General features: G+C 60.3%; 14 protein-coding genes and 1 tRNA gene. 7 read left to right on the top strand and 8 right to left on the bottom strand.

Annotated elements, in window-relative coordinates:
• Positions 1-27: 27 nt before the first annotated feature.
• Together B3520_RS11595 and B3520_RS11590 are read right to left on the bottom strand one after the other, a co-directional pair.
• The gene (locus B3520_RS11595) at positions 28-1,560 is read right to left on the bottom strand and encodes an alpha-N-arabinofuranosidase (RefSeq protein ID WP_286806585.1); all 1,533 of its coding nucleotides are present in this window, start codon (positions 1,558-1,560) and stop codon (positions 28-30) included.
• 146 nt (positions 1,561-1,706) lie between these two features.
• Positions 1,707-2,486: a 4'-phosphopantetheinyl transferase family protein gene (locus B3520_RS11590; RefSeq protein WP_286806586.1), complete on the bottom strand. Its 780-nt coding sequence runs from the start codon at positions 2,484-2,486 to the stop codon at positions 1,707-1,709.
• A gap of 140 nt (positions 2,487-2,626) precedes the next feature.
• Here B3520_RS11590 and B3520_RS11585 point away from each other — a divergent pair, with 140 nt between their 5' ends.
• The 3 genes from B3520_RS11585 to B3520_RS11575 are packed head-to-tail and all read left to right on the top strand — an operon-like array spanning position 2,627 to position 5,105.
• On the top strand, positions 2,627-3,739 hold the full coding sequence (locus tag B3520_RS11585) for an S-(hydroxymethyl)glutathione dehydrogenase/class III alcohol dehydrogenase (RefSeq protein ID WP_286806587.1): 1,113 nt from the start codon (positions 2,627-2,629) through the stop codon (positions 3,737-3,739).
• Positions 3,740-3,749: 10 nt separating this feature from the next.
• Positions 3,750-4,589, top strand: coding sequence for an S-formylglutathione hydrolase (gene fghA, locus B3520_RS11580; protein ID WP_286806589.1), 840 nt, complete (start codon positions 3,750-3,752; stop codon positions 4,587-4,589).
• A 21-nt stretch (positions 4,590-4,610) separates the two neighbouring features.
• Positions 4,611-5,105, top strand: coding sequence for a YgjV family protein (locus B3520_RS11575; RefSeq protein WP_036162001.1), 495 nt, complete (start codon positions 4,611-4,613; stop codon positions 5,103-5,105).
• Positions 5,106-5,120: 15 nt separating this feature from the next.
• On the opposite strand, the gene B3520_RS11570 is transcribed toward B3520_RS11575, so the two are convergent.
• From B3520_RS11570 to B3520_RS11545, 6 genes are all read right to left on the bottom strand, one after another.
• The gene (locus B3520_RS11570) at positions 5,121-6,980 is read right to left on the bottom strand and encodes a DUF3413 domain-containing protein (RefSeq protein WP_286876097.1); all 1,860 of its coding nucleotides are present in this window, start codon (positions 6,978-6,980) and stop codon (positions 5,121-5,123) included.
• Positions 6,981-7,165: 185 nt separating this feature from the next.
• Positions 7,166-8,581: an efflux transporter outer membrane subunit gene (locus B3520_RS11565; protein WP_286804950.1), complete on the bottom strand. Its 1,416-nt coding sequence runs from the start codon at positions 8,579-8,581 to the stop codon at positions 7,166-7,168.
• Positions 8,574-11,711 carry an efflux RND transporter permease subunit gene (locus tag B3520_RS11560; protein ID WP_286804949.1) on the bottom strand — a complete coding sequence of 1,046 codons (3,138 nt, stop codon included), beginning with the start codon at positions 11,709-11,711 and terminating at the stop codon, positions 8,574-8,576. The genes B3520_RS11565 and B3520_RS11560 overlap by 8 nt, the downstream gene beginning before the upstream one ends.
• Positions 11,712-11,714: 3 nt before the next feature.
• Positions 11,715-12,875, bottom strand: coding sequence for an efflux RND transporter periplasmic adaptor subunit (locus B3520_RS11555; protein ID WP_286804948.1), 1,161 nt, complete (start codon positions 12,873-12,875; stop codon positions 11,715-11,717).
• A 69-nt stretch (positions 12,876-12,944) separates the two neighbouring features.
• Entirely contained in the window at positions 12,945-13,559 is a 615-nt protein-coding gene (locus B3520_RS11550) for a TetR/AcrR family transcriptional regulator (protein ID WP_286804947.1), read from the bottom strand.
• Positions 13,560-13,663: 104 nt separating this feature from the next.
• Positions 13,664-13,740: transfer RNA gene (locus tag B3520_RS11545), tRNA-Ile, on the bottom strand.
• 195 nt (positions 13,741-13,935) lie between these two features.
• Here B3520_RS11545 and B3520_RS11540 point away from each other — a divergent pair.
• The 4 genes from B3520_RS11540 to B3520_RS11525 all read left to right on the top strand — a co-directional run.
• Complete coding sequence (locus B3520_RS11540; RefSeq protein ID WP_286804945.1) at positions 13,936-14,814, top strand: DUF3014 domain-containing protein; 879 nt, start codon at positions 13,936-13,938, stop codon at positions 14,812-14,814.
• A gap of 227 nt (positions 14,815-15,041) precedes the next feature.
• On the top strand, positions 15,042-15,941 hold the full coding sequence (nagK, locus tag B3520_RS11535; protein WP_286804943.1) for an N-acetylglucosamine kinase: 900 nt from the start codon (positions 15,042-15,044) through the stop codon (positions 15,939-15,941).
• A gap of 38 nt (positions 15,942-15,979) precedes the next feature.
• The gene (locus B3520_RS11530; protein WP_414673678.1) at positions 15,980-17,320 is read left to right on the top strand and encodes a sugar MFS transporter; all 1,341 of its coding nucleotides are present in this window, start codon (positions 15,980-15,982) and stop codon (positions 17,318-17,320) included.
• Between the two features lie 72 nt (positions 17,321-17,392).
• Positions 17,393-17,819, top strand: a 427-nt coding sequence (locus tag B3520_RS11525) for a heparan-alpha-glucosaminide N-acetyltransferase domain-containing protein (protein WP_286876095.1), incomplete at its 3' end; no start/stop codon positions are given.

The following is a 17,819-nucleotide window of genomic DNA, read 5'->3' as shown; positions in this document are numbered from 1 at the left end:
CGCATCCGCCGTCACCCAAGTCTGACGTTACAGCTCCAGGGTCACCAACGACTTCGCCGGCATCTCCACAATCAACTTGCCTTTCTCAACCCGGGCGCCGTCAAAGCTTACCGGTACCAGATTGTTCGGGTTGTCGAAGGTATTATGGGCGTTCATCGCCTCGGCGGTCAGAATCCGGCCGGACTTCACGGCACTCACATCCATCCCTTTCAGATCAATCTCAACGGTGCGTGCTTCGTTGGGATCAATGTTGGTCAGGCTGATGTGGGTGCGGCCGTCTTTGTCCCGCGACGCGGTGGCGCTCAACGCCGGGAGGCTGTCGCCGTCATAACGGTACTTGCCTTTGTTCAGCTTGATCGGCAGAGCCACCGCATCCCGATGTACCTTGTACATGTCGAACACATGGTAGGTCGGGGTCAGCAGCATTTTCTCACCATCGGTCAGAATCATCGCCTGAAGGACATTCACGGTCTGGGCGATGTTGGCCATTTTCACCCGGTCCAGATGCTGGTGGAAAATGTCCAGTGTCACCGAGGCGGTCAGGGCATCGCGCAGGGTGTTCTGCTGGTACAGGAAGCCCGGGATGGAGCCTTCTTCCTGCTCGTGCCAGGTGCCCCATTCGCCCACGATCAGCCACACACGCTTCTCGGGGTCGTGCTTGTCCATCATCTTCTTGTGACCGGTGATGATCTCGTCCATTTCGATGGCACGGTCCATCAGCTCGAACCAGTCGCTTTCATCAAAGTTGACGGCCTCACCTTTCTTGGTGGTCCAGGAGCCCTGAATGGTGTAGTGGTGCAGGTCCAGCCCGTCGATCATATCGCCGGCGCGCTCCATGACCACATCCGTCCAGTTGTAGTCGGCCCCGGCGGCGCCGGCGGCGATGCGGAAGGGCTTCACGTTCTCGTAGGGGTGCAGGAAAGTGGCAAAGCGCCGGTAGAGGTCGGCGTAGTACTCGGGGCGCATGTTGCCGCCGCAACCCCAGCTTTCATTACCCACGCCCCAGTATTCGACATTCCAGGGTTCGGCGCGGCCATTCTCGGCGCGCAGCTTGGACATGGGGCTCTCGCCCGGGTGGTTGACGTACTGCCACCAGTTGGCCATGTCTTCCACGGTGCCGCTACCGACGTTGCCCACCACAATGGGGTCGGTTTCCAGCTCGGCCACCAGGTCCATGAACTCGTGGGTGCCTACGGAGTTGTCTTCGGTCACCCCACCCCAGAGGTTGTTCACCACTGAGGGGCGCTGCTCTTTCGGGCCAATGCCGTCCTCCCAGAAGTAGTAGTCGGCGAAGCAGCCACCGGGCCAACGCAGGTTGGGGATGCCCAGGTCTTTCAGGGCATCGATCACATCATCGCGGATGATGTAGTCGCCGTTTTCATCCTGTTTCCAGAGGCCATCGTAGATGCCCCGGCCCAGGTGTTCGGCGAAGTGGCCGTAGATGTGTTTGCTGATGATGCCCGCGCTTTCGTCGGTATCGACAGACATTTTATGGGTGCTGGCGGCAACCGCTGGCATGGCCAGGGTGGCGGACAACAGGAAAGAGCTCAGGAGTTTCATAGGCTATCCCTTGGGCTATTGGTTATGGTCAGAGGGTTATAGTCAATCTGTAATAAAGTATCATACGACAAAAGGCCTTGGCGAGTCTTTACGGTCCTTTACACCCGGAGTCGCCCCCGGAATTCCGGGGCGTCGGGTTTTGTGTTTTACTGAATCTGTATCTGGTGGCCGATGCACTCCAGGGGCTCGACATGACCACCGGGAATCAGCTTGTAAAAGTGGGTCGATGCGTCCTGGGCCCGGTGTTGCTTCAGGGCGAGGGACAGGCAGTAATCATCGTCCAGCTCATAGTGGTGGAACTGCCAGTCGTGAGGGTCATCCTCCAGGCTGTCGTCAAATTCCGCTGTAATCAGGCCGTTGTTGTCGATGTGAAAGCGGGCCTTGTCCAAGCCGTGGGCGATACCCAGCCCCCGGGCTTTCAGGTACGCCTCCTTGAGGGTCCAGAGCCGAAAGAAGTGCTCACTTTGCCGGGGTTCGGGGAGGTTGGCCAGTTCCTCGGCCTCGGGTGCGGAAAAGAACCGCTCGGCCAGCTCGGTCAGGGGCTTTTGATGGTGCCGAAGCTGCAGGTCGACACCAATCAGGTTGTCGACCGTGATGCCGATGGCCAGCCAGTCGCCGCTGTGGCTTAGGTTGAAGCTCAGCTCGGACATGGGCGAGTCGTCGCTCAGTCGGGGCTTGCCGCGCTCACTACGCTCAAACCGCCAGCGCTTGGGCGGAACACTGTCCGAGTATTGCGAGAGGCTGCTGCGCAACCCCGCGCGGGTAATCAGTTGTTCGTCCCGCAGTTCGGGTCGGGAGTAGTGCGTCAGGCCGTCGAGCTCGTCCTCGCTCAACCACTGCTCAAAGGTGTCTCGCCGCTCATCCAGGTGAAGGCTGCGCTGGTCGATCAGCCAGAGGTGGACAATGTTGTGGGGCTGCAGCATCATAGACTCAATCCGTGGGTGGGTTACCTGTTAACGTTATAGGAGCCTAACACGGCAATAGCAACCGTTACCGGGGATTGAGCGTAATCCCCCAGGGTAAAAATACCCAGTAATACCCCGAATCATCCATTTTGGAGGAAAGCATGATCAAATCTCGCGCTGCCGTGGCCTGGGGCCCCGGTAAACCACTGACCATTGAAGAAGTCGATGTGATGCCGCCCAAGGCCGGTGAAGTCCTGGTACGGGTGGTCGCCTCCGGGGTGTGCCACACCGATGCCTTTACTCTCTCTGGGGAAGACCCGGAGGGCAACTGGCCGGCCATCCTGGGCCACGAGGGCGGCGGCATTGTGGAGCAGGTCGGTGAGGGCGTGACCAGCATCGCGGTGGGCGATCATGTCATCCCGCTTTACACCCCGGAGTGCGGGGAGTGCAAATTCTGCAAATCCGGAAAAACCAACCTGTGCGGCAAAATCCGGGCAACCCAGGGCAAAGGGGTCATGCCCGATGGCACCTCCCGGTTCTACAAAGACGGCCAGCCGATCCATCACTATATGGGGTGCTCCACCTTTTCCGAATACACCGTGTTGCCAGAAATTTCCCTGGCCAAGGTCAACAAGGAAGCCCCGCTGGAAGAGGTGTGTCTGCTCGGCTGCGGTGTGACTACCGGTATGGGTGCGGTGCTCAATACCGCCAAGGTGGAGCCGGGCTCGACGGTGGCGATTTTTGGCCTCGGCGGCATTGGCCTGTCGGCCATCATCGGCTCGACCATGGCCAAGGCCGGGCGGATCATCGCCATTGATATCAACGAGCGGAAGTTCGAGCTGGCGAAAAAACTCGGTGCCACGGACTGTATCAACCCGAAAGATTACGATAAGCCCATTCAGGAAGTGATTATTGATCTGACCGACGGCGGTGTGGACTACTCGTTCGAGTGTATCGGCAATGTGAACGTCATGCGCTCGGCGCTGGAGTGCTGCCACAAGGGCTGGGGTGAGTCGGTGATTATCGGGGTCGCCGGTGCCGGTCAGGAAATCAGTACCCGGCCGTTCCAGTTGGTCACCGGCCGGGTATGGCGCGGCTCCGCCTTTGGTGGTGTCAAGGGTCGCAGCGAGTTGCCGGGCATTGTCGAGCAGTACATGCGCGGCGACTTCAAGCTGGATGACTTCATCACCCACACAATGCCGTTGGAAAAAATCAACGACGCCTTTGATCTGATGCACAAGGGCGAAAGCATCCGCAGCGTCATTCACTTTTAAGGAGCTTGATATGACATTGGAGCGGCTCAGTAGCAACAAGAGTTTCGGCGGTTGGAACCAGCAATACAGCCACGCCTCCGAGGTGCTCAACTGCACTATGCGCTTTGCGATCTTTCTGCCGCCCCAGGCCGAGGAGCGCAAAGTGCCGGTGGTGTACTGGCTGTCGGGTTTGACCTGTACCGATGAAAACTTTATGCACAAAGCTGGCGCCCAGCGGGTCGCGGCCGAGTTGGGGGTGGCGATCGTCGCCCCTGATACCAGCCCCCGTGGCGACGCGGTGCCAGACGACCCCGAGGGCAGTTATGACTTTGGTCTGGGCGCGGGTTTTTATGTCAACGCCACTCAGGCCCCCTGGAAGTCGCACTATCAGATGTACGACTACGTGGTGTACGAGTTGCCGCAGCTGATCGAGCGTGAGTTTCCGGTCACGGACCAGCGCGCTATCAGCGGTCACTCCATGGGGGGCCACGGCGCGCTGGTGGTGGGGCTGCGCAACCCCGAGCGTTACAGCTCCATCTCCGCCTTTGCCCCGATCAGCAATCCGATCAATTGTCCCTGGGGACAGAAAGCCTTGGGGCGCTATTTGGGCGACGACGAGTCGACCTGGCGTGAATACGATGCCAGCGAGCTGCTCAAAGCCAAAGGCTGCGCGCTGCCCCTGTTGGTGGACCAGGGGGATGCGGACAACTTTCTGCAGGAGCAGCTAAAGCCAGAGGCGCTGGAAATAGCTGCTGAAGGGGCGGGCGCTCCGCTTACGATGCGGATGCAGCCGGGCTACGATCATAGCTACTTCTTCATTGCCAGCTTTATTGAAGATCACCTGCGCTTTCATGCACAGCTGTTTGATTAAGGTGCCAGGCCCTTGGGTGATGTGATCTATACGGTTGGCCAACTGCTTGGGTTGGTCAGCTATGGTTTGGGCGTCTACTGTTTTTTTCAGAAAGACGATCGCAAGCTGAAAGTGTTCATGTTTGTGCTGCAGTTCAATAATTGCCTGCACTTTGCGCTGATCGGTGCGCCAACGGCGGTACTGAGTTCATTTTTGTCGGTGGTGCGCACCGGGCTGTCCCTGAAAACCAGTTCGCGTTTGGTGGCGTGGCTGTTTATCGCCGTCAGTGTGGCGCTGGGGTGGTGGCTGGTCGAAAAACCACTGGACTGGCTACCGGTGATTGGCGCCTGCATCGGCACCTACGCGCTGTTCTGCCTGACCGGTATTCAGATGCGCCTGGCCTTCCTGGTGGGCGCCTGTTTCTGGTTGGCAAACAACATCGCGGTCGGCTCGATTGGGGGCACCCTGCTGGAAGTGACGCTGATCAGTGTCAATTCCAGCACCATCATCCGCTTGTGGTTGGCGAAACGTCGGTAGCTCAGGAGGCGTGGCTCAAGGGTAAAACCGGGACTGCTCCTTCAGCGCGCGTTTGATCAGCTCCATCGGTAAGGGAGCATCGTCTATTGGCTGTAGCTGAGTGCTCAGCATTTCCATTCCGCCCGACGGGTAACTCACCAGCTGGAGCTCCTCGGTCAGAAAGGCCGAGTTCATGTAACTGTGCGCGATACTCCACTTTTTGTCGTGAGGGGTATAGAGGTGTTCACCGCTTGAATAGCTCTCGGTCGCACTTTCGGAACACCCGAGCACGTCGGTCAGTAGGGTGGGCGCGAGGTCGAAGTGCTCGGTCCGGTGTTCAACGACACTGGGCGCCTTGCCGGGCCAATGGATGACCAGTGGAACCTGGAGCTGATAGCGTGAAAAATTGCTGCCGTGACCCCAATAGTTCATCCCGTTGTCGTTAAATTCCTGGCCATGATCCGAGGTGATGATAACGAGGGTGTCTTCCATCAGCTGGCGTTTTGACAGGTCGGCCAGAACCCGATGAATCTGGTCGTCGACAAAACGTACCGTGGTTTTGTAGACATTGAAATAGGGCTCGGGGTCGAAGTCATCGTCCAGTGCCAATTGATTTACGGACTCCCAGTAGGGTTCGATACGCGGGTAATCGGGCGGGACCTGATAGGAGTGCGGCGCATCGTAGAACAGGAACCCGAAAAAGGGTGAGGCGTTGTCATGGGACGAGCGCCTGTCGAGAAAATCCAACCAGTCTTGAGTGATCTGTTGGTCGCGCTGCCAGGAGGTGTCCCCCGGTGTTTTCAGACGGAGTTCTTTAATGGATGAAAACACATTGCGGTCGAAGGCCGGGCTCACCAGCGTGGCCGAGCTCAGTATTTGGGATTGGTACCCGAGGGACTGCATGCGTTGAATCAATACCGGCGGCACCTGGTGGGCGGAAAACGCGTCCCAATAGCTGGCCGGTAACCCGTAAAACAGGGTGAATATGCCCGGTTTGGTGGCGTTGCCATTGCTGTAGTGATCAGTGAATACCTGTGCCGACTCCGTAAAGCGGGTGGTGTTGGGCATCCAGCGCGGATCCAGCATATCCCAGCGCAGGGAGTCCACGGCAATAACCAGGATGTTGGGGAGCTGCTCGGGTGTCGTGCACTGGAGCGCTGCCGTTGGATAGTTCAGGGCGCCCTGGCCATCGGGTGCACTCATTTGCTCGACCACCGAGGCTTCCCGCACGGCCTGAGGGTCAACCCAACCGTGGCGGGCAAAAAAGCGCTTGGCGGTCGCCGCGTGATAAAGCGGCAAGTGGCGCGCGACGCGGGTGATGCGATGATCGTAGTGGGCATCCGCCCAGGCATTCCAGCCGTGAGCCAGCAGTTGGCTGGTTACCAGTAGGGTGAGAGGCGCCCATAGATAGCGACGCGGTGTCAAAATCCAAAAGCGTCGAGCCAGACTCCATTGCAGCAATGCGAGCGCAACAATGGCGATACCGCCCACCGCCCAGGTCTGCCAGGAAAATGAAAATATTTCGGTGCCACCGCCAACAATCAACTCGAACACAAAACCTGACAGGTGAAAACGGAATTGGTGGTAAACCACGGTGTCGAGCAGCAGCAAAGCAACGCCAGCGGTGCCGATGACGATGGCTGTCGGACGCAATAATGACTGCGGCAGAATCAGTGTCAGCAGGAGCAGCGGTAAACCAAACAGCCAGGCCAACAGGGAAAACTGGGCAATCATCGCCAGGGCTACGTAGAGTCCGGTGGCGGTGTCCGCCACGGTCATCCAGGGCAGATAACGAAAACCGATCAGCAACGCAATCAGGCTGTTGGCGACAATAAACCAGCCCGCCCATCGGACGCGTTCGCGCAACGGACGGCGGTATCGGAAGAGGGATGGCACGTAAAGCTCCTTGCAGTATGCGGCGGTTTTCTTCAGGTGGGTCGTTTACAATTCAATCTAACAGAAAGCGCAGAGTGCGATCGTAAAAAAGTGTATGGGGTTACGGCGGATGCACTGCGCCAACTGCGGTTCTAACCGTAGGGCGGATAAGTGCGAAGCACGCATCCGCCGTTACCCAAACTTCGTTACGACCGCGGCATACTCCAACCGCCCCCCATCGCTTTGAACAACGTCGCCGTCGCCGCCAACCGGTCACTCATTGCCTGACTCAACGCCAACTCCGCGTCGAGCAAACCGCGCTGTGCGTCCAGTAACTCATAAAAGCCGATACTCCCGGCGTCGTATTGCAACTCCGCCAGTTCGAGTGTTTCCTCAATCGCTTCGGCCTGGCGACGCACCGCCTCTACACGACGGTCGGAGGTTTGATAAATGACCAGGGCATCCCGGGCGTCACGAAAGCCATTGGTAATCGCCAATTGGTATTGCGCTTCGGCCTGGGCAAGTTGCGCCTCGGCGCTTTCGATCCGCGAACGGGTGCGACCAAAATCAAACAGCGGGCCGGCCAGGTTGGCACCCACGCTCCACATTTCCGCGGGCGCGGTGAACAGGTTGTCGCTATCGAGCGCCACGCTGCCGCCCAGCGCCTGGAGGTTCAGGCTTGGGAAGCGCTGTGCCTTGGCGACCCCCACGCGGGCATTGGCCGCCACCAGAGCCTCTTCCGCCGCGCGAATATCCGGGCGACGTTGCAGCAACTCTGAGGGCAGAACCGCCGGTACGCTGTCGGGCAACTCGATCTCGGTCAGCTTGGCGTCACCGAAATCCAGTTCACTCAACAACTCCCTGGGACTGTAGCCCACCAGCATGGCCAGGGCGCTGCGTAACTCGTGTACGCGCTGCTCCTGTTGTGGCAGGCGGGCGCGGGTACTTTCCAGCGAGGCGCGCGCCTGGCGAATGCTCAGTGGGTTGCTCGCGCCACTTTCGTAGCGCACTTCTTCCAAGGCCAGCGTTTCCTCGCGTGTTCCCAGAGTTTCCCGGGTGATCGCCAGTTGCTGCTCGGCGGCGCGCAGGTTGAAGTAGGTGGTGACCACGTCGGTGATCAGGTTCAGGCGTACCGCTTCGGTGCCAAACACCGATTGCGCCAGCAGTGCGCTGGCCGCTTCGCGTTCGCGCGCCAGACGGCCCCAGAGATCCAGCTCATAACTTAGCACACCGTTTACCGAGAATTGGTTGCGGATTTGGCCGCCGCCCAATTCGGGCGGCATGACGGCTGCTGAGCCTTGCTCCCGAGTGGCGTCTGCCTGGGCGTTGAGTGACGGCCAGCGATTGGCTTTGCTGAAACCAAGTTCCGCGCGGGCCTGTTCGATCCGTTGGAGCTGCACTTGCAGCTCCAGGTTATCGTCCAAAGCGCGCTCGACCAGCGCATTCAGCGTGGCGTCGTCGAAGCGGGTCCACCACTGTTGCCAGTCGCCGGTGTCTTGCCCGAGCAGTTCGTGCTCGGGCCACTGATCGGGCAGGTCCGGTGTCTGAGCCTGATAATCCGGGCCCAGGGCGCAGCCGCTGAGCAGAGCGATGGCGGCGGCCAATGAGGTGAATTTACGCATTGTGCTCACCTCCGTTACGTTGTTTGCGGTTTTCATTCCAGGTCACCAGATCTTCCAATACTTTGTACGTCAGCGGTACGAACAGCAGTGCCAGAGAGCTGGCCAGTACCATCCCGCCGACCACGACGGTACCGATCTCCTGGCGACTCGCGGCACCGGCACCGGTGGCGAAGACCAGGGGCAGCGAACCGATGATAAAGGTCGCGGCGGTCATGATGATGGCGCGGAAACGCTGCCGGGCGGCGGTCATGGCCGCTTCGGTGGAGCTCATGCCTTCACGGCGGTTCTGCGCGGCGAACTCGACAATCAGAATGGCGTTCTTCGCCGCCAGACCGATCAGCACCAGCAGGCCCACCTGGAAGTAAATGTCATTCGGGTAGCCGCGCAGCAGCGATGACAGTGCCGCCCCAAGAACCCCAAAGGGAATGGCGGTGGCCACGGCAATCGGCAGCGTCAGACGCTCGTACTGTGCGGCGAGAATCAGAAACACCATCAGCAGCGCCATACCGAAGGCGGCGGTACCGGAACCGGCGGCGGCATCCAACTGGTAGGCCTCGCCGGTCCAGCCGATCTGAATGTTGGCGGTCTGACCGATGTCGTTCACCACCGCTTCCAGAGCGGTCTTGGCCTGGCCGGTGGTAAAGCCCGGCGCCGGGTCGGCCATCAGTTTGGCCGCCGGATAGATGTTGAATCGGTTGATGATGTCCGCCCCGGCGGTGCGCTCCAGTGTGACCAGTGAGCTCAGCGGAATCCGCTCGCCACTGTTAGAGCGCACGTAAATATGACGCAGGTCGTCGGCCTGGTTGCGGTACTCGCCCTCGGCCTGCATGTTCACTCGCCACAGGCGACCCTGGTAGGAGAAGTCGTTGATGTAGGAGGAGCCCATGGTGGCTTGCAGTGTGCTGAACACCGTGTTGATGGGTACACCCATCGCTTTGGCTTTTTCCCGATCGACTTTTGCATCGAAACGGGGAATGGAGGTGTCCAGGGTACTACGCGCATTGGTCAGCTCCGGGCGAGCATTTGCCGCGGCGATAACCTGCTGCGTCAGTTCGTTGATGCGCTTGGGGTCGGAGCTGTCGCGCACCTGCAGGTAGCCTTCCACACCACCGGTGAGGGACAGCCCCTGAATGGGCGGCGGGGTAAAGGCAATAACATTGGCTTCCTGAATGCCCATGCCCATACCGATCACTTTGCCCGCGATATCCGAGGCAGCCTGTCCATCACCTTGACGCTCATCCCAGGGGGCCAGATTAATAAAGCCCGCCAGGGCATTGCTGCGCAGTGAGCCGGCCACAATGTCGAAGCCGGCAAAGGCGGTGAAATCCTGTACTTCATCCAGGGAGAGCACCTGTTGCACCAAACGGTCGCGTGCTTCTTCTGAGCGTCCCAGCGCGGAGGCCGGAGGCAGGTGAGCCACTGCGAGCGCCACGCCCTGATCTTCCTGGGGTACCAGGCCGGAAGGCATGCGGCTGAAGGAGAACACAGTGACGACGCAGAAGAAGGCCAACAGACCCAGGCCAATGACCCAGTGCTTGAGCAGCTTGCCCACCAGATTGACGAAACCGTTGGTCAGGCGCTCAAAGGCGTTGTTGAACAGCTGGAAAGGTTTGCTGACATCGTGGGCTTCTTTATCCAGCAGCAGGGCACACATGGCCGGCGTCAGGGTCAGTGCCACTACGCCGGACACCACCACCGAGACCGCAATGGTCACCGCAAACTGTCGATACAGCTCACCACTGAGGCCGCCCAGGAAAGCCACCGGCGCGAACACCGCCACCAGTACCAGCGTGGAGGAGATTACCGCTCCGGAAACCTGCTTCATGGTTTCGATGGAGGCATCGCGGGCTTTCATGCCCTGCTCGACAATCAAGCGTTCGACGTTTTCCATCACGATAATGGCGTTGTCCACCACGATCCCGATGGCCAGCACCAAGCCAAACAGGGTCAACATATTTACCGAGAATCCCATCGCCTGCATGCCGGCGAAGGTGCCGATCAGCGAGACCGGAATGGCCGCCACGGGAATCAGGGTGGCGCGAATGTGCTGCAGGAACAGGAAGGTCACCAGGACAACCAGCACCACCGCGATCAGCAGCGTCAGGATCACCTCGTTGACCGATACCTGGACAAACTCCGTGGTGTCGTAGGGCACCTTGTAGGCCATACCGGCCGGGAAATCTTTGGCGATTTCATCCAGTGCGTCATAGAGCCGCTCGGAAGTTTCCAGAGCATTGGCGCCGGGCTGAAGGTAAACCCCCATCGGCACCGCCGACTCACCGTTGTAGGTGGCGGAGAAGTCGTAGCGCTCGGATCCAAGCTCCACGCGCGCCACATCTTTCAGGCGCAGGCTGGCGCCCTGGCTGTCGGTGCGCAGTGCAATCTGTTCAAACTCCTCCGGTTCTACCAACTGGCCACGGGTTGAAACACTGAAGGTAAAGGCCTGATCCTCCGGGGAGGGTTCCGCCCCGATTCGACCCGCCGCATACTGCGCGTTCTGATCCCGAATGGCAGCGCCCACTTCGGCCGTGGTCAGGTCGTATTCCGCCAGCTTGGCCGGGTCCAGCCAGATGCGCATGGAATAATCCTGCGCACCGAACAGCGATGCATCACCGACGCCTTCCAGACGCACCAGTTCGTCCAGCACGTTGAGCAAAGCGTAGTTGCTGATATCCAGGGTGCTCTGAGTACCATCTGGCGAGTAGAGCACCGGCACCATCAGGATGTTGGTTGAGCGAGATTCCACTCGCACACCCAAGTCTCGGACAATCTGCGGTAGTCGCGGAGTGGCCGCCTGAACCCGGTTGTTGACGTTAATGGCGGCCTGATCCGGATCCGTGCCCATGGCAAAGGAGATGGATACCTGCAGGGTACCGGCATCGGTGCTGGTGGACTCCATGTAGATCATGTCATACACACCGTTGATTTCCTGCTCCAGTGGGGCCGCGACCGATTCGGCCAAGACCTCGGCGCTGGCACCGGGGTAGGTGGCGCTCACCACGACCTGTGGCGGTACCACGTTCGGGTACTGCTCAACCGGGAGCACCCGCAGAGAGACAATCCCCGCGATGATAATAATGATCGAAATGACCGACGCGAAAATCGGCCGGTCAATAAAGAAGCGCAACATCAATTAACCCTCCTGGTCGCTGGCATTTTGGTCGACGTTGGTGACTTGCACGGCGGCGCCGTCACTCAGTGCCACCTGACCATTGATCACCAACTGGCTGCCGGCCTCGAGTCCTTCAAGGATGAGCTGGCGACCATCGATTACCGGGCCCAGCTTCACGGTGTGGGCGGCGGCGGTGTTGTCTTCATCGATGGTGAACACTTGAGGGCCTTCCGGGCCCTGGCCCACGGCGGTGGGGTCCACCAGGATGGCGTTGTCGTAGTCCGCCAGAGCCAGGCGAATGCGCACAAACTGGCCGGGAATCAGCTCGCTGTCCGGGTTGGGGAAAACCGCGCGCATCTGCACACTGCCGGTCATCGGGTCGATGCGACGATCGGCGAAATCCACCTGGCCGGCGCGGGCATACTCACTGCCGTCGGGCAGCACCAGGCGGGCCTCTCGCTCGGAGTCGTCGTCCCGGAGCGCTTCACGGGCGACGCGCTGGGCGGTGGCGTCTTCCTCGGGCAGAGCGAAATAAATGTGCACCGGGTCGTGCTGAACAATATGGGTCAGAACGGTGCCGGCCTCTACCAGGTTGCCCTCGGTGAGCGCTTCCATACTGGTCAGGCCGGACACCGGGGCCTCTACCCGCGAGTAGCGCAACTGGCGACGGGCATTGCTCAGGGCGGACTCGGCCGCCTCCAGGCGGGCATCGGCGGCGCGGCTGTCGGCGCGGGCCTGATCGCGCTCGCGCTCACTGACCGCATTGCGCTCGAACAGACCTTTCACCCGCTCCCATTCGCGCTCGGCACGCAGTTGCTGAGCCTCGGCACTGGCCAGCTCGGCTTCGGCGGCTTTTACCGCGTCCTGATAGGTGTCGGGCTCGATCTGAAACAGCGTCTGCCCGGCTTCCACCGCCGTGCCTTCTTCGTAATTGCGCGACTCCAGAATACCGGACACCCGGGCGCGCACACTCACTTCGGTGGCGCCGCGTACCCGGCCCGGGTACTCCACCTGATGTTGCGCGGCTTGCGCCTGCACTTCGGTGGTGGTCACCGGTGAGGGTGGGCGCTCCTGCTGGCCACCCTGCTCGGAGCTACAGGCACTGACCAACAGGGCAAGCGCGGACAGGGCCAGGCCCCGGCGCAGTAATCCGGCGGATGGACGGGAAGTGGGGTACATCATGGTAATAAGCTCCGTTTGATAACAGCGTTAAAAACAAAAAGGTAAAGAGAGTGGCGCCAGTAACGGCGGTCAGTGCTTGAGAATGCCGTGCAGGTAAATATCGAAAATCCGGTCAAAGCGCTCACTGAGCGGTCGACGGGGCAAGGGCGTGTGGCTGAGCACCACCGCGCCGTGCATCATGTCCCCGCACACCTCCATCCACTCCTGGGCGTCGATATCGCGCACCGGGTGGCGCTCGGCGATGCGCTCGAACATGTCGACCCAGTCCTCGCGCCCGGCGAGCATGTAGGAGAAGTACAGGGAGTTCTGGCATTCGCTGCGAAATTCCGCCCGCTCCTGAATGAACAGCTCAATCAGCTCCGGGTTCTTCTCGAAGTACAGCAGGTAGGCGCGCATGCCTTCGCGCAGCTGCTCCAGCGGGTCCTCGGGTTGCTCGCGAGCGTGCTCGATGGAGGCCTTGAGAGTCTCCAGATTAAAGCGCAGGGCCTCGGTAAACAGCGCCTCTTTGGTGGGGAAGTAACGGTAGACCGTACCTTTCCCGACCCCGGCGGCATCCGCCACGGCCTGCATATCGGCCACCTGGTAGCCCCGCTCGGCAAAAATACGGGTGGCTACGGTCAGAATCTCTTCGCGCCGCTGCTCGGCGGATTTGTGCACGCGTTTGGGCTTTTCCGGGTCGGTCATAGGGCTCTCGCTAATAGGACGGACTGGTCAGTCCGTTAATGATACGAGCCAGCACGACTCCGGATCAATCAAAGGAGTGTCAATAAACGTTAAGTCAGGGAGAGTGGTGGGCCCTGCTGGACTTGAACCAGCGACCAATCGATTATGAGTCGACTGCTCTGACCAACTGAGCTAAGGGCCCTATAGGGGAGGCGGGCATTATAAAGACAAGGGGCGAGTGTGACCAGCCCAAAGCGGGTCGTTTGATCTGCTTGTAGAGCCGGGACGGATACTGTGCTACAAATAAAGGAGACGAATGAACTGGCGGCGGTATCCTCCAGTCCAAGAACGGACCACGCAGGTGCAGCCTGCGGGCATTAACCAGAAAGGTGGGAATATGGCGAACGATGAGCATTCAACACCGGAAGCACAGCCGGGTAATCGAAAGCCCACCGCGACTATCGCCCTGGTCGTTATTGTCGTGGTGGTGATTGTGGCTCTGAGCCTGTACTTGTTTGGCCGGGAAGATGAGCCGGAACCGACACCGGAGCCGGCCCCTCCGGTTCAGCAGCCCGAACCGGAGCCTGAGCCAGCGCCCGAACCGGAACCTGAGCCGGCGCCTGAACCCGAGCCGGAACCTGAGCCCGAGCCGGAACCGCTGCCGGAGCTGGATCAGAGCGATGAGCCAGCGCTCAATGAGCTGGAAGAAGCCACCGGCAATGACGACGTCGAGCGTCTGCTGGTCAACGAAGAGTTGATCCGCAAGGTGGTACGTGCCGCGGCGGCCGCCCGTGATGGCAAAGTGGTGCATGAATATCGCCCGGTGGTATCGCCACCGCCGCCCCTGGCCGTGGCGAAGGTCGGTGAAGCCCGTACCGACGCCGAGCAGGAATATCGACTGCTGGAAGAGAACTTTCAGCGCTATGATGCCTACGTTGCGCTCTTGACCGAGAGCGACCCCGAGCAGGTGGCAGGCTGGTATCAGCGCTACCGCCCCTTGCTGGAGGAGGCGTTTGATGAGCATGGCGTCAATAATGGAACCTTCCACGAGGTCGTGCTCAACACCATCGATGAGCTGTTGGAGGCGCCGGAGCCCCCCGGCGACATTCGTCTGCACCGGCCCAAAGTCTTCTACGAGTACCGGGACCCCGAGCTGGAAGCGCTGACGGACTTGCAGAAGTTGATGATTCGCATGGGGCCGGAGCATCACCGGGCCGTCAAACAGGCTCTGCGGGCCCTGCGCGATGAACTGGAGGCGCTGCCGGAGTCTGAGTGACCGGCTGGGCATGTTGGAAGAGCGGACCGGGCCGATGTCGCATCGGCCCGGTTTTTTTGTGGTCAGGGAAGGCAAAAAATTTGTTTGACAACGTTGTCCCGAGCAATTACAGTGAGTCTTCCAGTATTGTTCGCTGGAACTCTCTCTCACCTCTTGCGGGGTCGGCGGCGAAGCCCGCCCCCGCTTTTTTCAGCGGTGGGTTGTGATACAGAATAAGAGGTTGTTTTATGGTCAGTGCCCCAACCAATGAGCACTACTTTCTGGGAATTGATGGTGGCGGCAGCAAGTGCAAAGCCAGCATAGCGGACGCCCGTGGGCGGGTCCTTGGCAGTGCTCTGGCGGGGCCGGCCAACCCCCTGCACGGCGTTGAGCAGACGTTGCAATCCATCGAGAGTGCGGCGCGCCGCGCGCTGAGCGATGCTGGCCTGCCGACTGAAACCCTCGGCCGTCTGGTGGCGGGCGCGGGGCTGGCGGGGGTGAATCTGCCCAGTCTTTATCGGGTCATCAGTGACTGGCCCCACCCCTTTGCGGCGCTTCATCTGACCACGGATTTGCGTATTGCCCTGCTCGGTGCCCATCAGCAAGACGAGGGGGCGGTCATCGTCACCGGGACCGGTTCTTGCGGTTATGTCCGCACCGCCGGCGTGGATCACCTGTTGGGTGGGCACGGCTTTCCCTATGGCGATCAGGGAAGCGGCGCCTGGATGGGACTGGAAGCGATCAAGGCGGTCCTGCTGGCGTCCGATGATCTCGGTCCAAAAACCCTACTGATCGAGAGTGTGGCGGAGCTGCTGCAGGCGCGGGGTCTGGCGATTGTCGAGCGGATGTCCGGCAAGCCATCCAGTGACTACGCCCGTCTGGCGCCGCTGGTCTTTGACGCCGCCGAGGCCGACGATCCGGTGGCGCTGGATATTCTTCGCAGCGGCGCGCACTACATCAGCGCCATGGCGCGCAAGCTGCTGGCGTATCAGCCGCCGCGGCTGTCACTGATTGGGGGGATGGCCGGGCGTCTGGAGACCTGGCTGGATCGGGATGTGGCCGAGCAATTATCCCGCCCCCTCGGGCCACCGGAAGCGGGAGCGCTGTTGTTTGCGCGCCAGCAGAGCGCACTGGCCAATACCGCCTGAACGCCATCAACACAATACGATAACAATTCTGAACGTCGATTCGCGAGGCTGCTATGACCACTGACACCACTGCCCGGGCTCCGGCCACTTCCAGTGCCCTCATTCCGATGACCATTATCGGGGTGCTGTTTTTCGTGTTTGGCTTTGTCACCTGGCTGAACGGTGCACTGATTCCCTTTCTGAAAATCGTCTGTGAACTCAATGAGTTTCAGGCACTGTTTGTCACCTTTGCGTTTTATATCGCCTATACCGTCATGGCGCTGCCCGCCGCGCTGGTATTGCGCCGCACCGGGTACAAGACCGGGATGGTCATCGGGTTGGCGGTGATGGCGGTGGGCTCGCTGGTGTTCATTCCCGCCGCCCAGTCCAGTCACTATGCCGTGTTTTTGTTGGCGCTGTTTATTCTGGGCACCGGGTTGACCTTGCTGCAGACGGCCGCCAATCCCTACATTGTGTGTATTGGTCCGCGCGAGAGTGCCGCCATGCGGATGAGCATCATGGGGCTGTTGAACAAGGCCGCCGGTGTGGTGGCTCCGGTGGTGTTTACGCTCTGGGTACTGACCGGCATGGACCAGTTCGATGAGGATGTGCTGTTGGCATTGAGCGCCGAGGCGCGTGCGGAACGCTTGGCGGAGCTCTCGAATCGCCTCGTGGTGCCCTATCTGTATATGGCCGGAGCGCTGCTGGCCTTGATGCTGTTTGTGCAGTTCTCATCCCTGCCGGAGTTGAACGTCGACGCCGAAAGTGACGATGAGGCCGGCGATAAGTTGGGCATCCTCAATCATCCCCAGGCGATTCTGGGTGCGATCGCGCTGTTCATGTACGTCGGGGTGGAAGTGATCGCCGGCGATACGATCGGGCTCTATGGGCGGCGAATGGATGTAGCGCACTTTGGTTCACTGACGGCCTACACCATGACGTTTATGGTCATCGGGTATGTGGTCGGCGTGCTGTGCATTCCCCGTTTTCTGAGTCAGGCCAGGGCGCTGACCGGGTCCGCCATTTTCGGGGTACTGTTTACCGTGGGGGTGCTGACCGGGTCCGGCGATAGCGACTGGATTGCTTCTATTCTTTTTGGCTGGCTGGGCATTCCCACGGTACCCAATACGGTCATGTTCCTGGCGCTGCTGGGGCTGGCCAATGCCTTGTGCTGGCCGGCGATCTGGCCCCTGTCGCTGGCGGATCTGGGCAAGTACACCAGTGTCGGCTCGGCGCTGTTGATCATGGGGATTGCCGGCGGTGCGGTGATCCCGCTGCTGTACGGCCATTTTGCGGAAAGCACCAGCAATCAGGCGGCCTACTGGGTCATGCTCCCCTGCTACGCCTACATTCTGTTTTATGCCCTGAAAGGGCACAAGCTGCGCCGCTGGAAATCCTGAGCGGCGCTTCCCCCTCTCCTCTGCTTGGCCGGTCCGCACTGTCGCGACCGGTCACTTTTTTGAGGTGTCTCTATGTCTGAAACTTCTGCCAATCGACGTTTCCTTGCCCTGGATGTCATGCGCGGGCTGACCCTCGCACTGATGATTCTGGTCAACACGCCCGGCTCCTGGAATGCGGTGTACGCACCGTTACTGCATGCCGACTGGCACGGTGCCACGCCCACGGATTACATCTTTCCCTTCTTTCTTTTTATCGTCGGTTCGGCCCTGTTTTTCTCGAGCCGTTCGCGTACCGCGCAGCCGGTGTCGGCGCGGTTGCTGAATATTGTGCGCCGCAGTGCCCTGATTTTTCTGATCGGTGTGTTGCTCAACGCGTTTCCGTTTACGGAAGGTGTGGCGACGCTGCGCATTCCGGGCGTGCTGCAACGAATCGCGCTCGCGTACCTGTTGGCCGCACCGATTGCCCTGTTTGTGCCGGGGTTGTGGCGGGCCGTGATCA

Origin of the sequence: Marinimicrobium sp. UBA4509 (assembly GCF_002388575.1) — a bacterium.
In the GTDB taxonomy this organism is placed as follows: Bacteria; Pseudomonadota; Gammaproteobacteria; order Pseudomonadales; family Cellvibrionaceae; genus Marinimicrobium; species Marinimicrobium koreense.
Note: the sequence above shows the minus strand (reverse complement) of the source record. Positions and strands in the feature narration are given on the sequence as shown.